This window comes from Lentzea alba (assembly GCF_011067745.1).
Lineage (GTDB): Bacteria > Actinomycetota > Actinomycetes > Mycobacteriales > Pseudonocardiaceae > Lentzea > Lentzea alba.
This window is the reverse complement of the sequence record NZ_JAAMPJ010000006.1, coordinates 299482-320858: the sequence shown is the minus strand read 5'-3', so window position 1 is coordinate 320858 and position 21377 is coordinate 299482. Positions and strand designations below refer to the sequence as shown.

The 21377-nt window shown below is 67.1% G+C and carries 16 protein-coding genes; 7 read left to right on the top strand and 9 right to left on the bottom strand.

The features are described 5' to 3' along the window. Position 1: 1 nt before the first annotated feature. Positions 2 to 208, bottom strand: a complete 207-nt coding sequence (locus tag G7043_RS23580) for a hypothetical protein (RefSeq protein ID WP_166048830.1) — start codon at positions 206 to 208, stop codon at positions 2 to 4. Between the two features lie 221 nt (positions 209 to 429). Here G7043_RS23580 and G7043_RS23575 point away from each other — a divergent pair, with 221 nt between their 5' ends. Further along, the gene (locus G7043_RS23575) at positions 430 to 1734 is read left to right on the top strand and encodes an amidohydrolase family protein (RefSeq protein ID WP_166048828.1); all 1305 of its coding nucleotides are present in this window, start codon (positions 430 to 432) and stop codon (positions 1732 to 1734) included. Between the two features lie 673 nt (positions 1735 to 2407). Here G7043_RS23575 and G7043_RS23570 read toward each other — a convergent pair. Then, positions 2408 to 3085: an SDR family oxidoreductase gene (locus G7043_RS23570; RefSeq protein WP_166048826.1), complete on the bottom strand. Its 678-nt coding sequence runs from the start codon at positions 3083 to 3085 to the stop codon at positions 2408 to 2410. A gap of 14 nt (positions 3086 to 3099) precedes the next feature. On the opposite strand from G7043_RS23570, the gene G7043_RS23565 reads away from it, so the two are divergent. Then, on the top strand, positions 3100 to 4275 hold the full coding sequence (locus G7043_RS23565) for an MFS transporter (RefSeq protein WP_166048824.1): 1176 nt from the start codon (positions 3100 to 3102) through the stop codon (positions 4273 to 4275). On the opposite strand, the gene G7043_RS23560 is transcribed toward G7043_RS23565, so the two are convergent. From G7043_RS23560 to G7043_RS23545, 4 genes are all read right to left on the bottom strand, one after another. Next, the gene (locus tag G7043_RS23560; protein ID WP_242642574.1) at positions 4248 to 4694 is read right to left on the bottom strand and encodes a DUF3455 domain-containing protein; all 447 of its coding nucleotides are present in this window, start codon (positions 4692 to 4694) and stop codon (positions 4248 to 4250) included. The two genes, G7043_RS23565 and G7043_RS23560, sit on opposite strands and share 28 nt — an antisense overlap. A gap of 227 nt (positions 4695 to 4921) precedes the next feature. After that, the gene (locus G7043_RS23555) at positions 4922 to 7015 is read right to left on the bottom strand and encodes a PhoX family protein (RefSeq protein WP_166048820.1); all 2094 of its coding nucleotides are present in this window, start codon (positions 7013 to 7015) and stop codon (positions 4922 to 4924) included. Positions 7016 to 7144: 129 nt separating this feature from the next. Further along, positions 7145 to 9169, bottom strand: a complete 2025-nt coding sequence (locus G7043_RS23550) for a PhoX family protein (protein ID WP_166048819.1) — start codon at positions 9167 to 9169, stop codon at positions 7145 to 7147. A 56-nt stretch (positions 9170 to 9225) separates the two neighbouring features. Further along, positions 9226 to 10392, bottom strand: coding sequence for an MFS transporter (locus G7043_RS23545; protein WP_166048817.1), 1167 nt, complete (start codon positions 10390 to 10392; stop codon positions 9226 to 9228). Positions 10393 to 10459: 67 nt separating this feature from the next. Between G7043_RS23545 and G7043_RS23540 the strand changes: the two genes are divergently transcribed. Continuing rightward, the gene (locus G7043_RS23540; protein WP_166048815.1) at positions 10460 to 11089 is read left to right on the top strand and encodes an HAD family hydrolase; all 630 of its coding nucleotides are present in this window, start codon (positions 10460 to 10462) and stop codon (positions 11087 to 11089) included. On the opposite strand, the gene G7043_RS23535 is transcribed toward G7043_RS23540, so the two are convergent. Further along, positions 11038 to 11613, bottom strand: coding sequence for a hypothetical protein (locus tag G7043_RS23535; protein ID WP_166048813.1), 576 nt, complete (start codon positions 11611 to 11613; stop codon positions 11038 to 11040). The genes G7043_RS23540 and G7043_RS23535 overlap by 52 nt on opposite strands. Positions 11614 to 11707: 94 nt before the next feature. Between G7043_RS23535 and G7043_RS23530 the strand changes: the two genes are divergently transcribed. Beyond that, positions 11708 to 12442, top strand: coding sequence for an SDR family NAD(P)-dependent oxidoreductase (locus G7043_RS23530; RefSeq protein ID WP_166048811.1), 735 nt, complete (start codon positions 11708 to 11710; stop codon positions 12440 to 12442). A 40-nt stretch (positions 12443 to 12482) separates the two neighbouring features. On the opposite strand, the gene G7043_RS23525 is transcribed toward G7043_RS23530, so the two are convergent. Together G7043_RS23525 and G7043_RS23520 are read right to left on the bottom strand one after the other, a co-directional pair. Beyond that, entirely contained in the window at positions 12483 to 13568 is a 1086-nt protein-coding gene (locus G7043_RS23525; RefSeq protein WP_166048809.1) for an inositol-3-phosphate synthase, read from the bottom strand. 30 nt (positions 13569 to 13598) lie between these two features. Further along, the gene (locus G7043_RS23520; RefSeq protein WP_166048807.1) at positions 13599 to 14135 is read right to left on the bottom strand and encodes a PadR family transcriptional regulator; all 537 of its coding nucleotides are present in this window, start codon (positions 14133 to 14135) and stop codon (positions 13599 to 13601) included. Positions 14136 to 14300: 165 nt separating this feature from the next. On the opposite strand from G7043_RS23520, the gene G7043_RS23515 reads away from it, so the two are divergent. From G7043_RS23515 to G7043_RS23505, 3 genes are all read left to right on the top strand, one after another. Then, positions 14301 to 14699, top strand: a complete 399-nt coding sequence (locus G7043_RS23515; RefSeq protein WP_166048805.1) for a DUF5318 domain-containing protein — start codon at positions 14301 to 14303, stop codon at positions 14697 to 14699. Positions 14700 to 15228: 529 nt separating this feature from the next. Further along, positions 15229 to 17577, top strand: coding sequence for a transglycosylase domain-containing protein (locus G7043_RS23510; protein WP_242642610.1), 2349 nt, complete (start codon positions 15229 to 15231; stop codon positions 17575 to 17577). A gap of 532 nt (positions 17578 to 18109) precedes the next feature. Next, positions 18110 to 21376 (top strand): golvesin C-terminal-like domain-containing protein, encoded by a 3267-nt coding sequence (locus tag G7043_RS23505; protein WP_166048801.1) that lies wholly within the window; start codon positions 18110 to 18112, stop codon positions 21374 to 21376. Position 21377 lies beyond the last annotated feature (1 nt).

The following is a 21377-nucleotide window of genomic DNA, read 5'->3' as shown; positions in this document are numbered from 1 at the left end:
TTCACCGCTCGTCGCGGATGACGTCGAACTCCTGCGTCATCTCGACATCGCTGAACTGGTCGTCGTTCTGTGGGTCGATGTCGGCCACTGATGCCTCCGCGTGATCACGCCCGTACCGTGCGGTGTGATCATGCCAACTCAGCGGCGAGTAGGCGGCTTGGGGGTCGCGGGCTTCTGCGCGCGCCGGAAGGATCCACTGGACGTGCACGGCTTCTTCGACATGATCTTGTGACGTCCCCGCTCTCGTGTTGGTTGCTCGGGAAGCACAAAGGGCCCGCCGGTTAGTGCTCGGCGAGCCCCTTGGTCAGGGAGAAGTTTTTGGCCGGGGCGGACCCTGGGGGTCGGCCCGCGCCCGACAGAACGAGGATTCCCACGCTTCGCGGATCCATGCATGCTTGTGATCGGCATCACAGTGGCAGGATTCTCCGCATGTCACTGCGCCTCCACGCCCCGGTGGTCCTGCCCTGCGACCCGTCCTGCTCCGTGCTGAGGGACGCGGTCGTGGACGTCGTCGACGGCCGCATCACCTACGTGGGTGGTGCCGCTGACGCACCCGCGTTCGACGGCGAGGTCCGTTCGTTGTCCGGCATCCTCCTGCCGGGCCTCGTGAACACCCACGCGCACAGCCCGATGACGGTGCTGCGCGGCCTGGGCTCCGACCTGCCGCTGCTGCGCTGGCTGCAGGAGCAGATGTGGCCGAACGAGGCACGAATGACCGCCGCCGACGTCGGCACGGGCATGCTGCTCGGCGCCGTCGAGATGCTGCGGCACGGCGTGACGACCTCCGCCGAGATGTACTTCCACGGCCCCGAGCTGGTGTCTTCGGTGCGGGCCGCCGGCTCGCGCGTGGTGTTCGGCGGCGCGATCCTCGACGTGCCGGGCATGTCGTGGCGCTCGCTGACCGACGAGATCTCCACGTGGATCGACGCCGACGGGCTGGTTTCCGCGGACGGCCGGATCGAGCTGGCGTACGGCCCGCACTCCGCCTACACGCTGTCCGCCGCCCAGCTCACCGCAGTGGCTGTCGAGGCGCGAGCTCGCGGGGCGCTGCTGATGGTGCACGTCGCCGAGTCGCCGTTCGAGGACGAGGCACAGCGAGCGGAGTACGGCTCGGTGCCGGCGTTGCTGAAGGCTTCGGACGTGCTGGGTGGGCGCGTCCTGTCCGCACACTCCGTGCACCTGTCCGACGACGACATCGCGCTGTACGCGTCGTTCGGCGTCGGCGTGGCGCACTGCCCCGGCTCGAACGCGAAGCTGGCCTCGGGAATCGCGCGCGTGCCGGAGATGCTGGCCGCCGGGGTGTCGGTCGGGCTGGGCACGGACGGGCCGGCGTCCAACGACGACCTGGACCTGTTCGAGGAAGCTCGGCTGGCCGGACTGTTCGCGCGGGTGTCCAAAATGGACGCAACGGTGCTCGGGGCGGCGCAGGCGTTGCTGATGGCGACTCGGGGTGGGGCGTCGGCGCTGGGGCGTACCGACATCGGTTCGCTGGAGGCCGGGCGGTGGGGCGATGTCGTGCACATCGCCGCGGACGACCCGGCGTTCGCGACCGGGTTGGACGCGCCGGACGCGCAGCTGCTGGCGAACCTGGTGTGGGGGTCCGGGTCGCGGCGGGTCACCGACGTGTGGGTGGGTGGGGAGCACGTCGTGGCCGGCGGGGAGTCCACCCGTGTGGATCGGCGGGAGGCGCAGGCGGGCGTGAACGCGGTGGCTGGTCGACTGCGGAGCGCATAGGGGGCGTTAGTAGCGCGCAGCAGGTGCGCGCCGGGCTCCGGCTCGGCAACCACGTGGCGGGGAGGGACAGGGCCCCGGCAAGTCGTTTCTGCTGGTAGGCGTCTGCAAGTACTACCAACCCTTGATCAAATCGCCGCTGACTACACCCAACATGTTCGACAGTTACCGAACATGACTGAGCTGGGAGCGGTATGGCGGCGGGATCGACAAGGCCAGTTGGTGGTGAGCCTTTTCCAACTTGTTCGTGCTGGTCCGCGATGTTCCCTCACCAGCAGATGGCGAGATGGTAGTAGAAAACTGCCGACGCAAGCGTTTGCTGATCACGCCAGCTACTACCAACTTCCCTCACCAACACCATGAGAGCGCGACCAGCCCGACATTCTCGTTCCGATGGGCATGACCAGCTGAAACAGGATGGAAAAGGCTCGGTACTTGCACACGCCATCGGCAGCCAGGCGGATGGGCTGACGGGACTTTGCCGGGGCCCTGGGGTAGGTCGGCCCTGACACACCGGCGCGAGACGCACGCGGGCGTCACCACGTGACAGCCCGGCTGCGGAGTGCATAACAGCCGTTAGCGGCGCGCAGCAGCAGATGCGCGCCGGGTTCCCCCAATGTTAATTTTACTGTCCGTTACAGCTGACCACAGGCTGTTGATGGATCTGTGGACAACTTCAGTGCGGCCGCGACCGCACGTTGATCTCGGTGATGTGGGCGTCGGGCGTCGCCAGCACGGCCGACGCCACCGCGCGCCCCAGCGAGGCCGGGTCGAGGTACTTCGACGGGTCGTACTCGCCGCCCTCCTGGCGTCGGACGTCCTCCTGCATCGGCGTGGCCGTGCGGCCGGGGTAGACCGTGGTCACCCGCAACGTCGGCTCGTCGCCGCGCAGTGCGTCGGCGTAGGCCCGCAGCGCGAACTTCGACGCCGCGTAGACGCCCCAGCCCGGGTTCGCGTTCAGGCCGGCGCCCGAGTTGATGAGCACCACGTGGCCGGAGGCGGCGCGGAGTTGTGGCAGGACCAGGTTGGTCAGTTCGGCTACGGCGAAGACGTTCACGTCGAACGTGTGGCGCCAGTCGTCCTGGGAGGCCTCGGACAGCGGGCCCAGGAGGGCGATGCCGGCGCTGTGGACGATCACGTCGAGGCGCGAGACGGCGCCCAGGTCGGCCGAGGCCACGTTCGTCAGGTCGAACGGCCAGGCGGTCGCGCCGGGGAGTTCCGCAGCCAGCACGGACAGGGACGTTTCGTCACGTCCGCCTAGCAGAAGATCGTGAGTCGGGGCCAGACTTCTGGCGATGGCCGAGCCGATTCCGCTGGATGCCCCGGTGACGAGGGCGACCGGACGATCACTCATGGGGGAAACATAACGTGCCCAAGAAGCTCATCCTCCCGTATCTCTGCCTGCTCTACTTCATCAACTACCTCGACCGGGTCAACATCGGGTTCGCCGGGCCCAACGGCATGTCGGAGGAGTTGAAGCTCTCGGCGACGGTGTTCGGGTTCGCGTCCGGGGTGTTCTTCATCGGGTACCTGATCCTCGAGGTGCCCAGCAACCTGGCGTTGCACAGGTTCGGGGCGCGGCGGTGGATCGCCCGGATCATGATCAGCTGGGGGATCGTGGCCACGGCCATGGCGTTCGTGCCCAACGGGACCGTGCTGATCGTCCTGCGGTTCCTGCTCGGGGTGGCGGAGGCCGGGTTCTTCCCCGGGATCATCCTGTACCTGACGTACTGGTACCCGGAGAAGGAGCGGGCGCGGATCGTCGCGCTGTTCATGGTCGCGGTGCCGATCTCGACGGCGCTCGGGGCCACGTTCAGCGGGTTGCTGATCCAGTGGACCGACTGGCGCACCATGTTCCTGATCGAGGGGCTGCCGGCGATCGCGCTGGCGTTCGTGACGTGGTTCTGGTTGCCGGACAAGCCCGAGACGGCGATCGAGGAACCGCAGAAGGAGCACTGGCCGCTCAAGAAGGCCCTCACGCACCCGCGAGTGCTGGCGTTGAGCTTCGTGTACTTCGGGATCGTGTACGGGCTGTACACGCTGGGGTTCTTCCTGCCGACGATCATCAAGGGGCTCGCGCCGGAGGCGAACATCGTCGAGCGCGGGCTGATCAACGCGATTCCGTACGTCCTCGGCGCGGTCGCCATGATCCTGTGGGCCAGGCACGGCGACCGCACCGGAGAACGGAAGTGGCACGTCGCCGCGCCGATGTTGCTCGGCGGAGCGGCGATTCCGGTGGCGCTCTACCTCGACAACCCGATCGCCGCGATGGTCGCGGTGAGCGTGTGCGCGATCGGTGTGTGCGCTGCCCTGCCCACGTTCTGGGCGCTTCCCACGAGTTTTCTGGGCGGCACGGCCGCGGCGGGCGGGATCGCGTTGATCAACTCACTGGGCAACGTGAGCGGGTTCGTCGCTCCTTACGTGACTGGGTGGTTGCGCGACCTGACCGGGACCCAGAAGACCGGCCTCTGGGTCGTCGGCATCACGATGGTCAGCGCGGCGGTGGTCGCCCTGGTTCAGCGGGCGGGGACGGAGAAGGTGTAGAGCGCCTCGTAATGCACGGAGGTCTGGGCGCCTTCGGTACAACCGCCTGCCGGTGCGAGACCGCCCTTGGTGGCGAGGCGCTGCACGTAGCTGACGCCGGCGAACGTGCCGGCGCCCCTGGTCGACTTGGCTTTCAGCAGAAGCTCCGGAACCGCTCCGGGCACCTCGTTGCGGGCGCCGTCGACCGGGGCGGCCTCGACCGCGCTGCCGTCGACGGTGGACACCCAGATCGGGCCGCGCGAGTGCAGAGCGACCGCACGGCCGAGACGGTCTGCCAGGGTGGCGGCGGGTTCCAGACCCTTCCAGGCTCCCGCTGTGCAGCTGTAGGTCTGCACGCCCTTGGCGTAGAACTTTGCGACGAGCTTGTTGCCAGGCGGGACCTGAACCGCGGGTGCGACCCTCGCGTCGGATCCGTTCATGGCCTCTGGCGTTGATGCGGCGGTGGATGCGACGCTTCCTGCGGCGACGCTGAGCAGAGTTGTGGCAACGAGCACGAGATGAGCACGTTTCATCACTCACTCCAATGTGGACAGAACAGACAGTGCGACGTGTCTTGGCCGTCCGCGGTGCAGCCACCTGTGTAAAACGTACTGATGGCTGCACCGGTTCAAACGACTCCACCAAGTGAGACGGTGCCTACCGTGCGTCAGTCGCAGATCTTGCGACGGTCCTTGCGCCACACCACCGCGACGGACGGACGCGGTTGCGAGGTGCCGCCGTCCGGCCAGTGCGAGAGCGGGTTGTTCGCCGACGCCCCGTCGATCTCACCGGGGTGCTGCACGGACACCAGCACGAAGTCCTCGGTGATGACCGGGCCGCAGGTCTCCGCACCCCTGGGCACGGTGAGGAACTGCTTCACCTGCCCGCGGCGCTTGCCGGAGACGGGCACCGCGAACAGACCGTCGTTGGATCCCAGGGCGTTGCCGTCCGTGGAGATCCACAGGTTGCCGTGCGAGTCGAACGCGACGTTGTCCGGGCACGAGATCGGGCTGACCTGCGACTTGTCGAAGCCGCCGAAGTACGTGCCGGGGTCCTTGGGGTCACCGCAGACCAGCAGCAGCTTCCACGAGAACGTCAGCGCCGTGTTGTCGCCGCGGCGCTCCTCGATCTCCAGGACGTGGCCGTGCTTGTTGCCGTTGCGCGGGTTGATCTCGGTCGGGCCTTCCTTGCCCGCCTTGCCGCGATCGGTGTTGTTGGTCAGCGCGGCGTAGATCCGGCGGTTGTGCGTCGAGGGCTCGACGTCCTCCGGGCGGTCCATCTTCGTGGCGCCCATCTTGTCCGCGGCGAGGCGCGTGAAGACGTAGACCTCTTCGGCGGTGAAGCCCGGCACGAACGACTTGTCGTTGTGCGCCAGTGCGATCCACTCACCCGAGCCGTCGAACTCGCCGTCCGCGGGGAGCTTGCCGGTGCCGTCGATCTCTGCGGCCGGGCTGTCGCCGGTGAACTTGGCGACGTAGAGCGTGCCCTTGTCCAGCAGGCGCTTGTTGTGCTCGCGGGCGCGCTTCGAGTCGCCCTTCTGCATGCGCTCGTCCGTGACGAACTTGTACATGTAGTCGAAGCGCTCGTCGTCACCCATGTACGCGACGACACGGCCGTCCTTGGCGACGATGACGTTCGCGCCCTCGTGCTTGAAACGACCGAGCGCGGTGTGCTTGACCGGCGTCGACTTGGGGTCGAGCGGGTCGATCTCGACGATCCAGCCGAACCTGTTGGCCTCGTTGGGTTCCTGGACCAGATCGAAGCGCTTGTCGAAGTTCTCCCACTTGCGCAGCGACGCGCCGCCGCTGATGCCGTAGCGGGCGAACTTGGCCTTGGTGTCCGGGTCGGTGACCAGGCCGCCGTTGGCGAAGTACTGGTTGAAGTTCTCCTCGCCGGACAGGATCGTGCCCCACGGCGTGACGCCGCCGGCACAGTTGTTCTGCGTGCCCAGGACCTTCTTGCCCGTCGGGTCGGCGGAGGTCTTGAGGAACTTCGACCCGGCGGCGGGGCCACGCACCTCGAACGGCGTGGTGAGCGTGATCCGGCGGTTGTACTTCTTCATGTCGTCCTTGCAGACGACGAGCTTGCCGGTGCGGTGGTCGCGGTCGACCATCACGACCGAGAGGCCGTGCGCGGCCCACGCGATCTTGGCGTGCTTCTCGGTGATCTTGTCCGGCGCCCAGTCCTTGAACATGGCCGACTCGGTCGTGTACTCGTGGTTGCTCACCATGAGCCAACTGTCCCAGGAACCGGGCACCGGGACGAGGCCGCAGAAGTCGTTGTTGAAGCCGAACTGCTTGGCCTGCGCCTCGGGCGTCTGGTTGTCGAAGTCGAACTTCGGCGCGTCCGGCAGCACCGCGTCACCCCAGCGGATCACGACGTCCTGCTGGAACCCCTTCGGCACCGTGACCTGGTCGAGGGTGTTGGGCGCCACCGGCTCGAAGTTGAGCCCGTCCTTGTTGTTGCCGAAGCCGAGGTTCAGGTCGACGTCGACGTCGACCGGAGCAGCGGCGGCCGAACCGGACATGGCGAGCGCACCGGCGCCCGCGACCGCGACGACCGCGCCGGCCTTCAGCATGCCGCGGCGGCTCACGACCTCCTGGACGACGTCGCCGAAGTACGCGTTGCGCGAAGAGTTGGGCGCCTCGTGCGCACACGCGTTGCCGCAGCGGAACTCGCAGGTGATGGCCTGACGCCCGAGCGGGTGGTTCGTCGGGAGCAGGGGCAGCAGGCGGCGGCCCCGATCGGTGGGTGAGGACACGCAGGCCTCCGAGATCGGTCAGTGTGGGAACTGGCCGAAACTAAGAGCCCAACGAGATCGCCTGCCGTCCACGAGATGAACGGCAGGCGAACACGCGCTACACCCGAACGATCAGGGCACGCAGGGTGATCAACCGATTTCACCCAGCTGACGACGGCCCTTGCGCCACACCGCGACGACCGACGGACGCGGCCGCGAGGTGCCCCGGTCCGGCCAGTTGGAGACGGGCTTGTCGGCACTCGCGCCGTCCACCTCACCGGGGTGCTGGACGCACACGGTGATCACCCGCTCGCCGATGATCGGACCGCAGGTCTCGCCACCGCGCGGCACCGTGAGGAACAGCTTGAGGTGACCGCGTTCCGGACCTTCCAGCGGCACCCCGTAGAGGCCGTCGTTGAGTCCGTCGAGCTTGCCGTCGGCGTCCGTGGAGATCCACAGGTTGCCGTACCGGTCGAACGCCACGTTGTCCGGACTGGAGATCGGGCTCACCTGCGACTTGTCGTACCCGCCGAAGTACGTGTTCGGGTCGTCGGGGAAGCCGCACACCAGGAACAGGCCCCAGTTGAACGTCAGCGCGAGCGCGTCGCCGCGGCGTTCGGTGAGCTCCAGCACCTGCCCGTGCCGGTTGTTCACCCGCGGGTTCGGCTCGGTCGCGCCTTCCTTGCCCGGGGTGACGCCGCGCTCGACGTTGTTGCTGAGCGCACAGTAGACAGTGCCGGTGCGCGGGTGGCACTGGATGTCCTCGGGACGGTCCATCTTGGTCGCGCCGACCTTGTCCGCCGCGATGCGCGTGAAGACGTACACCTCTTCGGCGGTCATACCGGGCACGAAGGACTTCTTGCCCGCCGCCAACGGGATCCACTCGCCGGTGCCGTCGAACTTCCCGTCGCTGGGCAGCTTTCCGGTGCCGTCGATCTCGCTCGCCGGGCTGTCGCCCTTGAAGCGCGCGACGTAGAGCGTGCCGTCGTCGAGCAACGTCATGTTGTGACGGCGCGCGGCCTTGCTGTTGCCGCGCTTCATCTTGCCGTTCGAGATGAACTTGTAGATGTACTCGAACCGCTCGTCGTCACCGGAGTACGCGACCACCCGGCCGTCGTCGGCGACACGGATGTTCGCGGTCTCGTGCTTGAACCGGCCGAGCGCGGTGTGCTTGATCGGCGTCGAGTCCGGGTCGTTGGGGTCGAGCTCGATGATCCAGCCGAACCTGTTGACCTCGTTGGGTTCCTGCGCGAGGTCCCAGCGCTTGTCGAAGCGCTCCCACTTGCGCGTGGTCGCGGTGCCGGTGACGCCGTAGCGGGTGAGCCTGGGATCGTTGCGGCCGGCGGCGTTGGCGAAGTACTGGTTGAAGTTCTCCTCGCCGGACAGGATCGTGCCCCACGGCGTGACGCCGCCGGCGCAGTTGTTGATCGTGCCGAAGACCTTCTTGCCGGTCGGGTCGACGGAGGTCTTCAACAGGTCGCTGCCCGCGGCCGGACCGCGCACCTCGAACGGCGTGTTCAGCGTGATGCGGCGGTTGTACTTGCTGAACCGCGGCCGGTAGTGCCCGGAGAACAGCGAGCGCTTGATCATGAACACCGAGAGGCCGTGCGCGGCCCAGGCGATCTTGACCTGTTCCTCGGTGGGGTTCGCGGCGTTGTAGCCGCGGAACATGAACGGCTCGCTGGTGTACTCGTGGTTGGTGACCATGATCCCGGTCAGTTCCAACGGGTCCAGCGGCAGGATCGCGGCGAAGTCGCAGTTGAAGCCGAACTGCTTCTCCTGCTTCGCGGCGGTCTGGTTGTCGAAGTCGAACTCCGGAACGCCGGGGAAGAGCGGGTCGCCCCAGCGGATCACGATCCCCTGCTCGTACCCCTCGGGGACGACGACCTCGTCCTTGGTGTTGACCTCGACGGGCTTGAAGTCGAGTCCCCTGGGTGGGCGGCCCTTGGACTCGGGCGCGGCAGGCGCGGCGGCCGCGGTGGCCGGCATCGCGACGGTCGCGGCGGCGGCGACCACCGCACCGGCCTTGAGCGCGGTGCGGCGGCTGACCAGATCACCGAAGTAGGGGTTGTCAGAGGTGTTCGGGACGTCGTGGAAGCACGCGTCCCCGCAGCGGTATTCGCATGTCACCGCTGCTCTGCCGACACGATGGTTGACGAGTGGCAGAGGGATCATGTGGTGGCCTCCTACGGTCGGTTCGGGAACCGGAACCGACCGTAGTTCACCGTTGGTTAACCGACTAGCTGCTCACTGGCAATCACGACTTCTGTCGGTATCTCGCGCGTGTCGGTGCGGTTGAACGCAAGGAGCACGGCAGCGATCGCACAGAGAACGGCCGCGACGACGAACGGCTGGGCGAGGTGGCTCACGAACGTCGCCGCCAGCGCACCGCCGAGCCAGCGCAGGAAGTTGTACCCGGCGCTCGCAACCGGCCGCGGCGCGTCGCTCACGCTCATCGCGGTGCCGGTGAACAGCGTGTTCAGCAGGCCGGAGACCAGACCGCTGACGATCACGGCGACCACCAGCAACGGCTTGCCGGGCACCGCCATCAGCAGCATCAACACGGCGAACGCGAGCACGGATCCGATGATCGCGGCCTTCTCGCCGACGCGATCCGCGAGCCGCGGCGCGAGGAAGACGCTGGAGACCGCGACGCACACGCCCCAGCCGAAGAAGATCAGTCCGATCTCGACAGCGCTGTACTGCAGGACGAACGGCGACCACGCGAGAACCGTGAAGAACGCGGCCGTGTACAGCGCGGCACCGATCGACGTGCGCAGCAGCACCGGGTGCCTGAGGGCCTTGAGCGGGTCGAGCACGCTGATCTTCGGGCGTTCCTGGTTCGAGTCCTCGGCCAGGAACGTTGCACAAAGGATCAACGCGACGGCCATCAGGATCGCGGTGCCGAGGAACGGCCCGCGCCAGGAGATGCTGCCGAGCAGGGCGCCGAGCAGCGGTCCGACGCTCAGGCCGAGACCGAGCGCGGCCTCGTAGAGCAGGATCGCGGCCTTCTGCCCGCCGCTCGCCGCGCCGACGATGACGCTGAGCGCCGTCGCGATGAAGAACGCGTTGCCGAGCCCCCATACGGCCCGCAGTCCGACGAGCTGGCCGATGCTCCCTGCCGCCGAGCACGCCAGCGTGGCGATGACGATCAGCGCGAGCCCGCCGACGAGCGTGCGCTTGGCCCCGAACCTCGCCGTCGCGGCGCCCGTGAAGAGCATCGCCACGACCTGAACACCGAGGTAGGAGGAGAAGAGGAGGGTGACCTGCGCGGGTGTTGCGTGCAGACCCTCCGCGATGGACAACAGGATCGGGTCCACGAGCCCGATCCCCATGAAGGCGATGACCGCGGCGAACGCCGTGATCCACACCTGCTTGGGCTGAGCTTTGAAATTCACTTAGCCATCCTAACCTTCTTTGGTTAGCATGGCGAAGTATTCTGTGCCACAGGGTACGGTTCTGCTCGTGGATGCGGTGATCTTCGACCTCGACGGCGTGCTGATCGACTCCGAGCAGGTGTGGGACGACGTGCGCCAGTCGTTCGCCGCTGCCCACGGAGGCGTGTGGACCGCTACCGCCACCCGTGACATGCAGGGCATGTCGACGCCGGAGTGGGGCGCGTATCTGGTGTCGGCCGTGGGCGTGCAGTTGTCTCCCGCGGAGGCCTCGGCAGGCGTGATCGCGGAGATGGAGAAGGCGTACGCGGCGCACCTGCCGGTGATTCCTGGCGCGGTGGACGCGGTTCGTGCCGCCGCCGCTCGTTTCCCGGTGGCGATCGCGTCGTCGGCGCCGGCCGTGCTGATCAAGGTGTTCCTGGACGTGACCGGCCTGCCCGTGCCCGTCGCGGTGTCCTCGGAGGAGTGCGCCGCGGGCAAGCCGTCGCCGGACGTCTACCTGCTGGCGGCGTCGCGGCTCGGGGTGTCCCCGGCTTCTTGTTACGCCGTCGAGGACTCCACGAACGGACTGCGCGCCGCACTGGCAGCCGGCATGACCGTGCTCGCCGTGCCGAACCCGCACTTCCCGCCCGCCGCGGACGTGCTGACTCAGGTGCGGGTGCTGTCCTCGATCGCCGACCTGCCGGCCGCGCTGACGTAGCTCGTCGCGGCCATGCCGATCGCGATGCAGGTGCAGGCGATGACGCCCTTGGGCCAGTAGATGTGGCTGTTGAGGAACAGGAAGCTGCCGGCGAGCAGGAAGACGGCTCCCGGGATCGCCTTGAGCCTGTGCTTGAGCAGCGCGCACCCCGCGATCGCGATGCTGACGGCGAAAAAGCACCACGCGCCAACGGTTCCGAGCTGGTTGCCGATCCTGAAGACCGGAGCGGCGGCCTCGCGGGCGCCGTTCAACGTCATCGCGCCGCCGCCGATGCCCGCCAGCGCGTCGAGTGCGCCGTAGAAGACGACGTAGCCGAACGAGACGACCCTGGCCGGGTAGCGCACGTACTTCGGGGTGTCTTCGAGCAGAACCCATTGCGCGGCACCGAGAAGCGGGAAGATCACCGCCAGGACGACGTGCATGTTCTGCCACCACAGCGCGGTGGACGCGTCGAGGTGGTGCGGGTGGGTCAGGCCGATGCCGGCGAGGACCAGGCCGGGGAGGGCGACGAGCAGGGTGCGCACCGCCCGAACCTAGCGGAAGCAGGACTTTCGCTGAGACTCCGAACACACGAACGTGACTGTGCCTGAACGGCTGCCGCTGCCTAGCGTGGCGCTCATGACGCAACGAGTTGCTGTGGTCACCGGCACGGCGCAGGGCATGGGACTGCGGATCGCCGACGTGCTGCGCGAGGACGGGTTCACCGTCGTCGGCTTCGACCTGCAGGAGAGCAAGAACGGCATCGTCGGCAACGTCGCCAGCGCCGCGGACGTCCAGCGCCTGACCGACCACGTCACGGACACCTACGGCCGGGTCGACGTATTGGTCAACAACGCGGGGATCGCCGGCATCGTGCCGTTCGAGGACACCACACTCGAGCAGTGGGAACGGATCATGGCGGTCAACCTGACCGGGCCGTTCCTGCTCACGCAGGCGCTGGGCAGGGTCATGCTCCGGCAGGGCAGCGGCAGCGTCGTCAACATCGCGTCCGTCGCCGGGCTGCAGGGGGTGGCTGACCGGGCCGCGTACAACACGACCAAGCACGGGCTGATCGGGCTCACCCGGACGCTCGCGGTCGAGTGGGGTGGCCGCGGGATCCGGGTCAACGCGGTGTGCCCCGGCTGGGTCAAGACCGAGATGGACGTCGAGTCGCAGGCCGGCGGTTACTACGTCGACGAGGACATCACGGACCACGTGCCGGCAGCCAGGTTCGCCGTGCCCGACGACATCGCGCAGGCCGTGCGGTTCCTGGCCGGTGACCACTCCCGGTACGTCAACGGGGTGGCGCTGCCCGTCGACGGCGGGTGGACCGCGGACGGCAGCTGGCAGAAGCTCAGGCTGTCGAAGCGGTGAGGCAGCGGGGCCGCCGCGGGCAGCGGCGGCCCCGGCGGCATCAGGCCTCGCCGCGGATGAACGCCTCCACGGCCTCGTGAGCCTCGGAGTCCGAGTACTGCACGGGCGGGGACTTCATGAAGTAGGACGACGCCGACAGGATCGGGCCGCCGATGCCCCGATCCAGGGCGATCTTCGCCGCGCGGACCGCGTCGATGATGATGCCCGCGGAGTTCGGGGAGTCCCAGACCTCCAGCTTGTACTCGAGGTTCAGCGGCACGTCACCGAAGGCGCGGCCTTCCAGCCGGACATAGGCCCACTTGCGGTCGTCGAGCCACGCCACGTAGTCCGACGGGCCGATGTGGACGTTGCGCTTGCCCATCTCGCGGTCCACCTGGGACGTGACGGCCTGCGTCTTGGAGACCTTCTTGGACTCCAGGCGCTCGAGCTCCTTCATGTTCAGGAAGTCCATGTTGCCGCCCACGTTCAGCTGCATGGTGCGGTCGAGCTGGACGCCCCGGTCCTCGAAGAGCTTCGCCAGCACGCGGTGCGTGATGGTGGCGCCGACCTGGGACTTGATGTCGTCACCGACGATCGGGACACCGGCCGCGCGGAACTTCTCCGCCCACTCCGGGTCCGACGCGATGAAGACCGGCAGGGCGTTGACGAACGCCACACCGGCGTCGATGGCGCACTGTGCGTAGAAGCGGTCGGCCTCTTCCGAACCCACCGGCAGGTACGACACGAGCACGTCGACCTCGGCGTCGCGCAACGCCTGAACGACGTCGACCGGCTCGAAGTCGGACTCCTCGATCGTCTCCCGGTAGAAGCGACCGAGACCGTCGTAGGTGTGCCCGCGCTGCACGACGACGCCCAGCGGCGGCACGTCCGCGATCTTGATGGTGTTGTTCTCGCTGGCCCCGATGGCCTCGGCGAGATCGACACCGACCTTCTTCGCGTCGACGTCGAACGCTGCGACGAACTCGACATCGCGCACGTGGTAGTCACCGAACTGCACGTGCATGAGACCGGGCACGCGGGTGCTCGGGTCGGCGTCACGGTAGTAGTGGACGCCCTGCACCAGCGACGCCGCGCAGTTGCCAACCCCGACGATGGCCACTCGAACGGTGCGGCGGTTTTCGCCCATTGCCGAGTCCTCCTTGATCAAAGATGAGTACTACTCGTCCTGCTCGGACTTCTCGTGCGCGATGAGCTCGTTGAGCCACCGCACCTCGCGCTCCGTGCTTTCCAGGCCTTGGCTGTGCAGCTCACGGGTGTAGCGGTCGATCTGCTCACCCGTGCGGGTGAGCCGCTCGCGGAGTCCCTCCCTGCGTTCTTCGACACACCGCCGGCGGCCTTCCAGGATGCGCATCCTGACGTCGGCCGGCGTGCGCGAGAAGAACGCCAGGTGGACACCGAACGAGTCGTCGTCCCAGGTCTGCGGCCCCGCGTTGGCCAGGAGATCGGCGAACCGCTCCTTGCCCTCGGAAGTCAGCTTGTAGACCTTGCGAGCCCGACGTCCCCAAGAAAGAGCCGACTCCTCCGGCCCCTCCTCCACGATCAGGCCCGCACGTTGGAGTCGCCGCAAAGTTGGGTACAGCGATCCGTAGGAGAACGCGCGAAACGCTCCGAGCAGGTCATGCAAGCGCTTGCGCAGCTCGTAGCCGTGCATGGGCGCCTCGTGCAGCAGGCCGAGCAGCGCGAACTCGAACACGAGTCACCTCCCCGCACCTGCACCGATAGGTGAGGTGATTATATCGCTGCGATACATCGTTCGCCCCTCTTCACTGTGGGATGTGGCACACCGTCATATCGCGCCGGACTCCGCTGCCCTGAACGGCCCATCATCGCCAAAGCGGTCGGCACGTACTCTGGTCACGTGTTGACCCAACGGCAGGTGGTGGACTACTCGCTGCAGCGGCGTGCGCTGCTGGCGGAGGTCTATGCCGGTCGGACGGGCACCATGGAGGTCTGCGACGCGTCCCCGTACCTGCTGCGAGCTGCGAAGTTCCACGGTACGCAGACGGAAGTGCCTTGCCCTGTGTGCCGCAAGGAACCCCTCACGAACGTGTCTTGGGTCTACGGTGACGAGCTCAAGCACGCGACCGGCTCAGCTCGGACACCTGAAGAACTGGTGAAGATGGCAACCCTCTTCGACGAGTTCACCGTGTACGTAGTTGAAGTCTGTCGCACATGCAGTTGGAACCACCTGGTGCAGTCATACGTCCTGGGGAAGCGTGGGCTGGAAAAGCCACGCAGGAGGACTGCGGCGGAATGACCCACAGGTGACACTGCTCCGAATGAAGTACGACCACCGAACCGCGTGCTGATGTACGCCGGTCTGGGAGGCCTTTCACGTGAACGACCAGCATGATGACCGGCAGCGCGGAGGCGAGCCTCAGTGGCCGACCGGGGACGACCCGGACGGCGGGGGCACGAGACGTGATGTCCCGAATCAGCCACGACCGGGAACCCCACCCGGCGGTTTCGCGCGCCCTCCTCAGGGTGGCACGCCACCCGGTGGTTTCCCACAGCAGCAGCCACCACGCCGCCCGAACGGACCAGGCGGTCCTCAGGGCGCACCCGGGGGTCCTGGCGGCCCTCAGGGCGGCCCAGGGCGTCCGCCGGGGCCTGGCGGGCCTCAGGGCGGGCCTGCGGGTCCGGGTGGGCCCGGCGGCCGTCCCCCGACGCCTCCCGGTGGTATGCCCATCGCCCCGCCTCCCGGTGGCCGTCGCCCCGGCGGTCCGGGTGGCCCTGGCGGCCCCGCGGGTGGTCCTGGTGGTCCTGGTGGCCCTGGCCGTCCCGGCATGCCCCCGCGCAACCCCGGTCAGGACCGGACCACGCAGCTGCCTCCGGTCAACCGGCCGACGCAGCGCGAACCCGACCTGCTGACGCACCGCGAGCCGGACGACGAGTTCCTGATGGCCGGCGTCGATGACGACGACGACGAGTACTACGACGACGAGCCGGAGCTCACCGAAGAGGAGGAGCGCCGTCTGCGCAAGAAGAAGATCTGGAAGCGCGTCCGGATCGGTGCCTTCGTCGCGCTCGGCCTGATGATCCTCGGCCCGGTGATCGCGGTCGCGGTCGCGTACCCGCTGGTCGAGTGGCCGAAGCCGAACGAGGTCGCGGAACGGCAGGACAAGACGGTCACCCTGCGCTACTCGGACGGTTCCGAGATGGGCAAGATCGCCTCGCCTGGCCAGAACCGCACGATGCTGACGTACGAGGAGATCCCCGACAACGTCAAGAACGCGGTGCTCGCGGCCGAGGACGCGAACTTCTACGAGAACCCCGGCTTCGACGCCAAGGCCATCGTGCGCGCGGTCTGGATCCAGGCGACCGGCGGCAGCTCCGGTGGTTCGGGTCTCACCCAGCAGTACATCAAGAAGGCGACCAACAACGAGGCGCCGACGCTGACCCGTAAGTTCACCGAGGTCGTCAAGGCCTTCAAGATGAGCAACGAGTCGGACCACAACACGATCCTCACCGCGTACCTCAACACGGTGTACTTCGGTCGTGGCGCGAACGGCTTCAAGGCCGCCTCGCAGGTCTACTACAAGAAGGAAATGAAGGACCTCACGCCTTCCGAGGCGGCGCTGATCGCGGGCATGATCCAGACTCCGTCCTGGTCCGAGGACAAGGAGTACGCCCAGAAGCGCTGGGAATTCGTGATGGGCCAGATGCTCCAGAAGAAGTGGATCAGCCAGCAGGACTACGACGCCCGCAAGTTCCCGCTGCCGCTGCCGTTCGAGGAGACCCAGCCCGCCAGCCTCGAAGGGCCGCTCGCCCGGGTGAGCCAGCAGGTCCAGAACGAGATCGACAGCGACACGGTCGGCATCACGATGGAGAAGGCGCAGAAGGTCGGCGTCACCATCTACACGACCATCGACCCGAAGATGCAGCAGGCGGCGGTCGACGCGGTGAACTCCGTCATGGCGGGCCAGGACCCGGAGTTGCGCACGTCGCTCACCGGGATCGACCCGCAGACCGGCGCGGTCCGTGCCTACTACCCCGGCAAGGACGGCCTGAAGGGCATCGACTACGCCAAGGGCACGATCCAGGAGGCCGGCTCGTCGTTCAAGCCGTTCGACCTGGTCGCCGCCCTGAAGATGGGCAAGGGCATCGGCGACACCTACGACGCGACACCGCGCAAGATCGCCGGCGTGGAGATCCGCAACGCGAGCAACACCACCTGTGGCAAGCAGTGCACGATCAAGCAGGCCATGAAGGAGTCGCTCAACACCGTCTTCTACGACATGGTGGCGAGCCCCAACGGCACGGGCACCCAGGCCGTCGCGAACGCCGCTCACGCGGCCGGTATCCCGAAGAGCGTCCCGATCGAGGGCAAGATGCGGGACCTGCTGGTCGGTGAAGGCGGCAACCCGCCCAACGCCGGTATCGCCATCGGTGCGGACAACGCTCAGGTGCGGCCGTTCGACATGGCGTCGGCGTTCGCGACGTTCGCCGCGCGCGGCATGTACCGCGAGCCGTTCTTCATCACCAAGGTCGAGGGACCCAACGGCGACATCCTGTACCAGCACGCGGACAAGGCGACGCCCGCGTTCGACCCGGTGGAGGAGAAGAGCCGCGACATCGCGGACAACGTCACCGAGACGCTCAAGGACATCCCTCTCGCCTCGAGGATCAACCTCGCGAACAACCGCGAGTCCGCCGGCAAGACCGGTACGCACGAGCTCGCTGACAGCATCTCCCAGAACTCGAAGGCCTGGATGGTCGGCTTCACGCCGCAGCTCTCGGCGTCGGTCTGGGTCGGCAAGGACGCCGGTAACGTGGCGATCAAGGACAAGGCCGGCAACCCGATCTTCGGCAGCACCATCCCCGGCCAGATCTGGAAGCGGTTCATGGACGGCGCACTGCAGGGCATTCAGCCGGAGAAGTTCGCCAAGCCGAAGCCGCTGAACAACTTCAACCCGCCGAAACCGTCCAACACCCCGTCCAACACGCCTTCGAACACGCCGTCCAACACCCCGGTCGTTCCGCCTCCGTCGACGGACCCCAGGCCGACGAAGCCCTCGGGTGAGCCGTGCCAGGGCCTGCTGTGCCCGACGCCGCCGACGAACCCGAGCACGTCGAACAGGCCGAACCCCGGTGGGGACCCCGGCAGCGGTGGACGCGATCCGGGCGACACGTGACAAGAAGGACTGAACGGACAAACTGAAAAAGATCATGAAACGGGGCTGACGCACACGCGTCAGCCCCGTTTCGCAATTGGACGGCTCCTGTGCTACTGCGAAAGGCGGCCTTGACGTCGCCTTGTGCAGCCGGTTGAATCCAATCCGACGGAGTGCCTTTGGGGAGGTACTCCGCACACCGGGCCTCGCGCCCACTGGGGGCTTCTCGGAGAGCACCGAGCCGAGCACTTGTCGGGTTCTGGTTGCGCATTTCGGCAACCTTTCTGCGTTCACCGCCATCGTCATGCCTGCGTAGCCGCAGGCAGCTTCATCCTGCCCACAAGGCCTGTTCACGCACGTGTTCGTGCAACCGCAGGCCTGTTCGGCCTGCGCAAAAACATCTGGGGGATGTGAATTGCCCGCAAATCGTGCACTGAGAAGACGTGTCCTTGTCGCATTGAGCACCGCGACATTAATGCTTGCGTCGCTGGGTCAAGCCGACGCCAAACCTGTTCCGGTCGTCCCGTCGGGAAATCCCGACGCACCGGGCACGATGAAAGCCAAACCGCCCGTCGAACCACCCGTGGTACCAGCGGAAAAGCGCCAGGAACTGCTCGGTCAGGGCTGGCAGCAGTCGGGTGACCGGCTCTGGACCACGTCCGGCGACGGCACCGGATTCCACGTGCTGGTGGCGGAGGCCAAGACCGGTTACTCGTGGCGCACCGTCGCCACGCTGGGCACCAAGTCCGTGGAAACCGACAAGTGGATCGGCAACGCCTGCGTCACCGGCGACGGCAACAAGGCCGTGGTGGTGTACGCCCCGCGCACGTTCACCAACAAGGACCAGCTGTTCTCGCGCGGCGGGCTCACCGCTGTCGTCGACCTGGTCTCCGGTGAGGTGAAGCACCTGCCGGTGAAGACGACGCTGGCGTACTTCAACCCCGGCTGCGGCACCGGTGACACCGTCGCGCTCACCCAAAGCGGCGACGAGGACCGCGGCAAGACTCGGTTGCTCACCGTCGACACCAAGTCCGCCCAGCTCAGCAAGCCGACCGACCTCGACGGCCAGCTGACCTCCGCCGTTCCGTACGGCGACGGGTTCGCGGTCGCGAGCATCGGCGGCGTGCTCAAGGTGGGCAGGGACGGCGCGAAGAAGCGGCTCTCCCAGACCAAGGGCACGCCGTCGTTCCTGCGGCCCGATGCCGAGAACGGCGTGGTGTACGTCGCTCCTGAGGACACCACCAAGGTGAGCATCCAGCGCGCCACCGCCGGCGTCGGCGCGAAGGTCACCACGCTCGCGACCGGCAAGGCCGGCGAGCTCGCCGTCGCGTCGGGTACCGCGGGCAAGGTGTTCATCACCGGCAAGGCGGCCAAGGTCGAGGCGCTGCCGCAGTTCGTCCGCAAGCTCGACGTCGGGGTCCGCGCCGAGGTGTCGACCAACGGCGAAACGGCGATCACCGAGCACCTGCCGACCCGTTCGGCGGTGCAGGGCGAGCCCCAGGCCTGGCATCTGAAGACGAAGAGCCTCAAGACGGGCAAGGAGGTCGGCTTCACCGTCGACGCCACCGCCGCGCTCAAGCCGCGCGAGGTCGAACCCGGCTACACCTGCGCGATTCCCCGCAACGACACCTCGATCCAGACCTACCAGCCGAAGCCGAAGCAGGCGGAGTGGGCCGCGAACATGGCGGTCAAGAACCACCTGCGCATCACGCGCCCGGCGAACTGGAACGGTCTGGGCATGCCGTCGTACAGCCCGCAGTCCGTCTTCCCGCCGCTGTCGATGGTGAACACCAACGGCAACGGCAAGGTGCCCGCGCAGATCCTGCTCGGCATCATGGGCCAGGAGTCGAACATGTGGCAGGCGTCCCGGCACGCGTTGCCCGGCGAGTTCGCCAACCCGCTGATCGGCAACTACTACGGGCTGCCGATCTACGACAGAAACCCCGACAACGACTGGGACGTCGACTTCGCCGATGCCGACTGCGGCTACGGCATCACGCAGCTGACCGACGGCATGCGCAGGACGGACCCGGACCCCCTGTCGTACTCGAAGAAGGCGGTCGCCACCGACTACGCGGTCAACATCGCCGCGGGTTTGCAGAAGGTCCAGGAGAAGTGGAACCAGGTCCAGAACGCGGGGATGAGGGTCCACGACAACGACTTCTCGAACATCGAGAACTGGTTCCTCGCGGTGTGGGCCTACAACTCGGGCTTCTACGCACCGGGTGAAAGGGACCCGAACGCGTGGGGCCTCGGCTGGTTCAACAATCCGGCCAACCCGAAGTACAACCCCAACCGCGGTTCGTTCGGCGAGGACCCGCGGGACTTCGCCACTCCGCAGAACTGGCCGTACCCGGAGAAGGTGATGGGCTTCGCGGCGAACCCGCCGTCGGGCTTCGAGGACGAGAACACCGAGGTGCCGTTCTTCCGCCCCGCGACGTGGAACGGCCTCGACGGTCCGGCCGGAATCCCCGGCACCGCCGCGAACAACCGCCGGAACGTGAAGCCCGACAGGTGGACGTTCTGCAACGCCAGCAACAACTGCGTGAAGGACGGCCAGTACACGCCGAACAAGCCGGACAACCCCAACACCCCGGAGGACGAAAGCACGATCGGCGAGCCGACCGGACCGTGTGCGCACCAGGACGCCTCCGGGTACTACGACCTGAGGTGCTGGTGGCACACGTCGGCGTCGTGGAAGGAGGACAACTGCAACCGCACCTGCGGTTTCGAGTTCATCCGCTACGACTACCCCGACTTCGCGGCCGAACCGGCAGGCGGGATCAGCTACCCGTCCACCTGCAACCTGTCGAACCTGCCCAACCCCACCACCAGTCTCATCGTCGAGCACCCCGCCCCGAGTCTGCGTGATCCCAACTGCGCGCGACCGGCGTCGTCAGGTGCCATGTCCTTCCGCACCGACGGAAGACCCGCCGCGATGGTCGATCTGCACCAGATCGGCAGCGGGCTCGGCGGCCACATGTGGCAGACCACGGTCAAGAGCAACAGTCCGACCGACCAGAAGGCCGCCATCACCGCGGAATGGCAGCTGAACAAGATGTTGAAGGGGAAGGTCACCGTCTGGGCGTTCATCCCCAAGCACGGAACGGGCAAAGCGAAACAGGCCCAGTACAAGGTCGAGACCGCGGGTGGGGTGCAGACCGCGACGGTCGACCAGTCGCTGTACAGCGGCAACACCTGGGCCATGGTCGGCACGTTCGTGTTCAACAACGTGCCGAAGGTGAGCCTGAGCTCGATCACGCCCAACGGCGGGCCTGCCAACAACGAGATCATGGTGTTTGACGCGCTCGCGTTCAGCCTGCCGACGTTGCCAGGTCCGGAGACGTACAGGTCGACCCCGATCATCAACAACCAGACCGGGAAGTGCCTGACCGTGTCCGACCAGTCCGGCGGGCCGGGAGACGTGGTCCAGTCGGCCTGCGCGGGCTCGATCACCGATCACTGGCTGGTCAGCAAGACGGGTGGGCTGACCGAGGAAGCACCGGCGGGCACCTCTCCGCGCACGTGGTGGAAGTACCGGGTCGTCCACCGCGGCACTGGACTGTGCATGGCGATCAACGGCAACACGTACGACCCCGGCGCCAAGGCCGTAGTGCGCGAATGCGACGACACGACCTACATGTACTGGTGGAACGAGAAGTTGCTCGACTCCTTTGTGGACAACGGCTATCTGTTCTCCAAGCCGGGAATGGCTCTCCGTCCGCGGGACAACAGCACCGAGGACATGACCATCCTGAAACAGGAGAAGGTGGACGTGAACACCAATCCGCAGAGCGGTTTCCTGATGTGGGACTACTGAT

Coding starts and splice junctions, on each gene's coding strand:
- G7043_RS23575 (WP_166048828.1), top strand. CDS start 430: ATGTCACTGCGCCTCCACGCCCCGGTGGTCCTGCCCTGCGACCCGTCC.
- G7043_RS23570 (WP_166048826.1), bottom strand. CDS start 3,085: ATGAGTGATCGTCCGGTCGCCCTCGTCACCGGGGCATCCAGCGGAATC.
- G7043_RS23560 (WP_242642574.1), bottom strand. CDS start 4,694: ATGAACGGATCCGACGCGAGGGTCGCACCCGCGGTTCAGGTCCCGCCT.
- G7043_RS23550 (WP_166048819.1), bottom strand. CDS start 9,169: ATGATCCCTCTGCCACTCGTCAACCATCGTGTCGGCAGAGCAGCGGTG.
- G7043_RS23530 (WP_166048811.1), top strand. CDS start 11,708: ATGACGCAACGAGTTGCTGTGGTCACCGGCACGGCGCAGGGCATGGGA.
- G7043_RS23525 (WP_166048809.1), bottom strand. CDS start 13,568: ATGGGCGAAAACCGCCGCACCGTTCGAGTGGCCATCGTCGGGGTTGGC.
- G7043_RS23510 (WP_242642610.1), top strand. CDS start 15,229: ATGCCCCCGCGCAACCCCGGTCAGGACCGGACCACGCAGCTGCCTCCG.
- G7043_RS23505 (WP_166048801.1), top strand. CDS start 18,110: ATGAAAGCCAAACCGCCCGTCGAACCACCCGTGGTACCAGCGGAAAAG.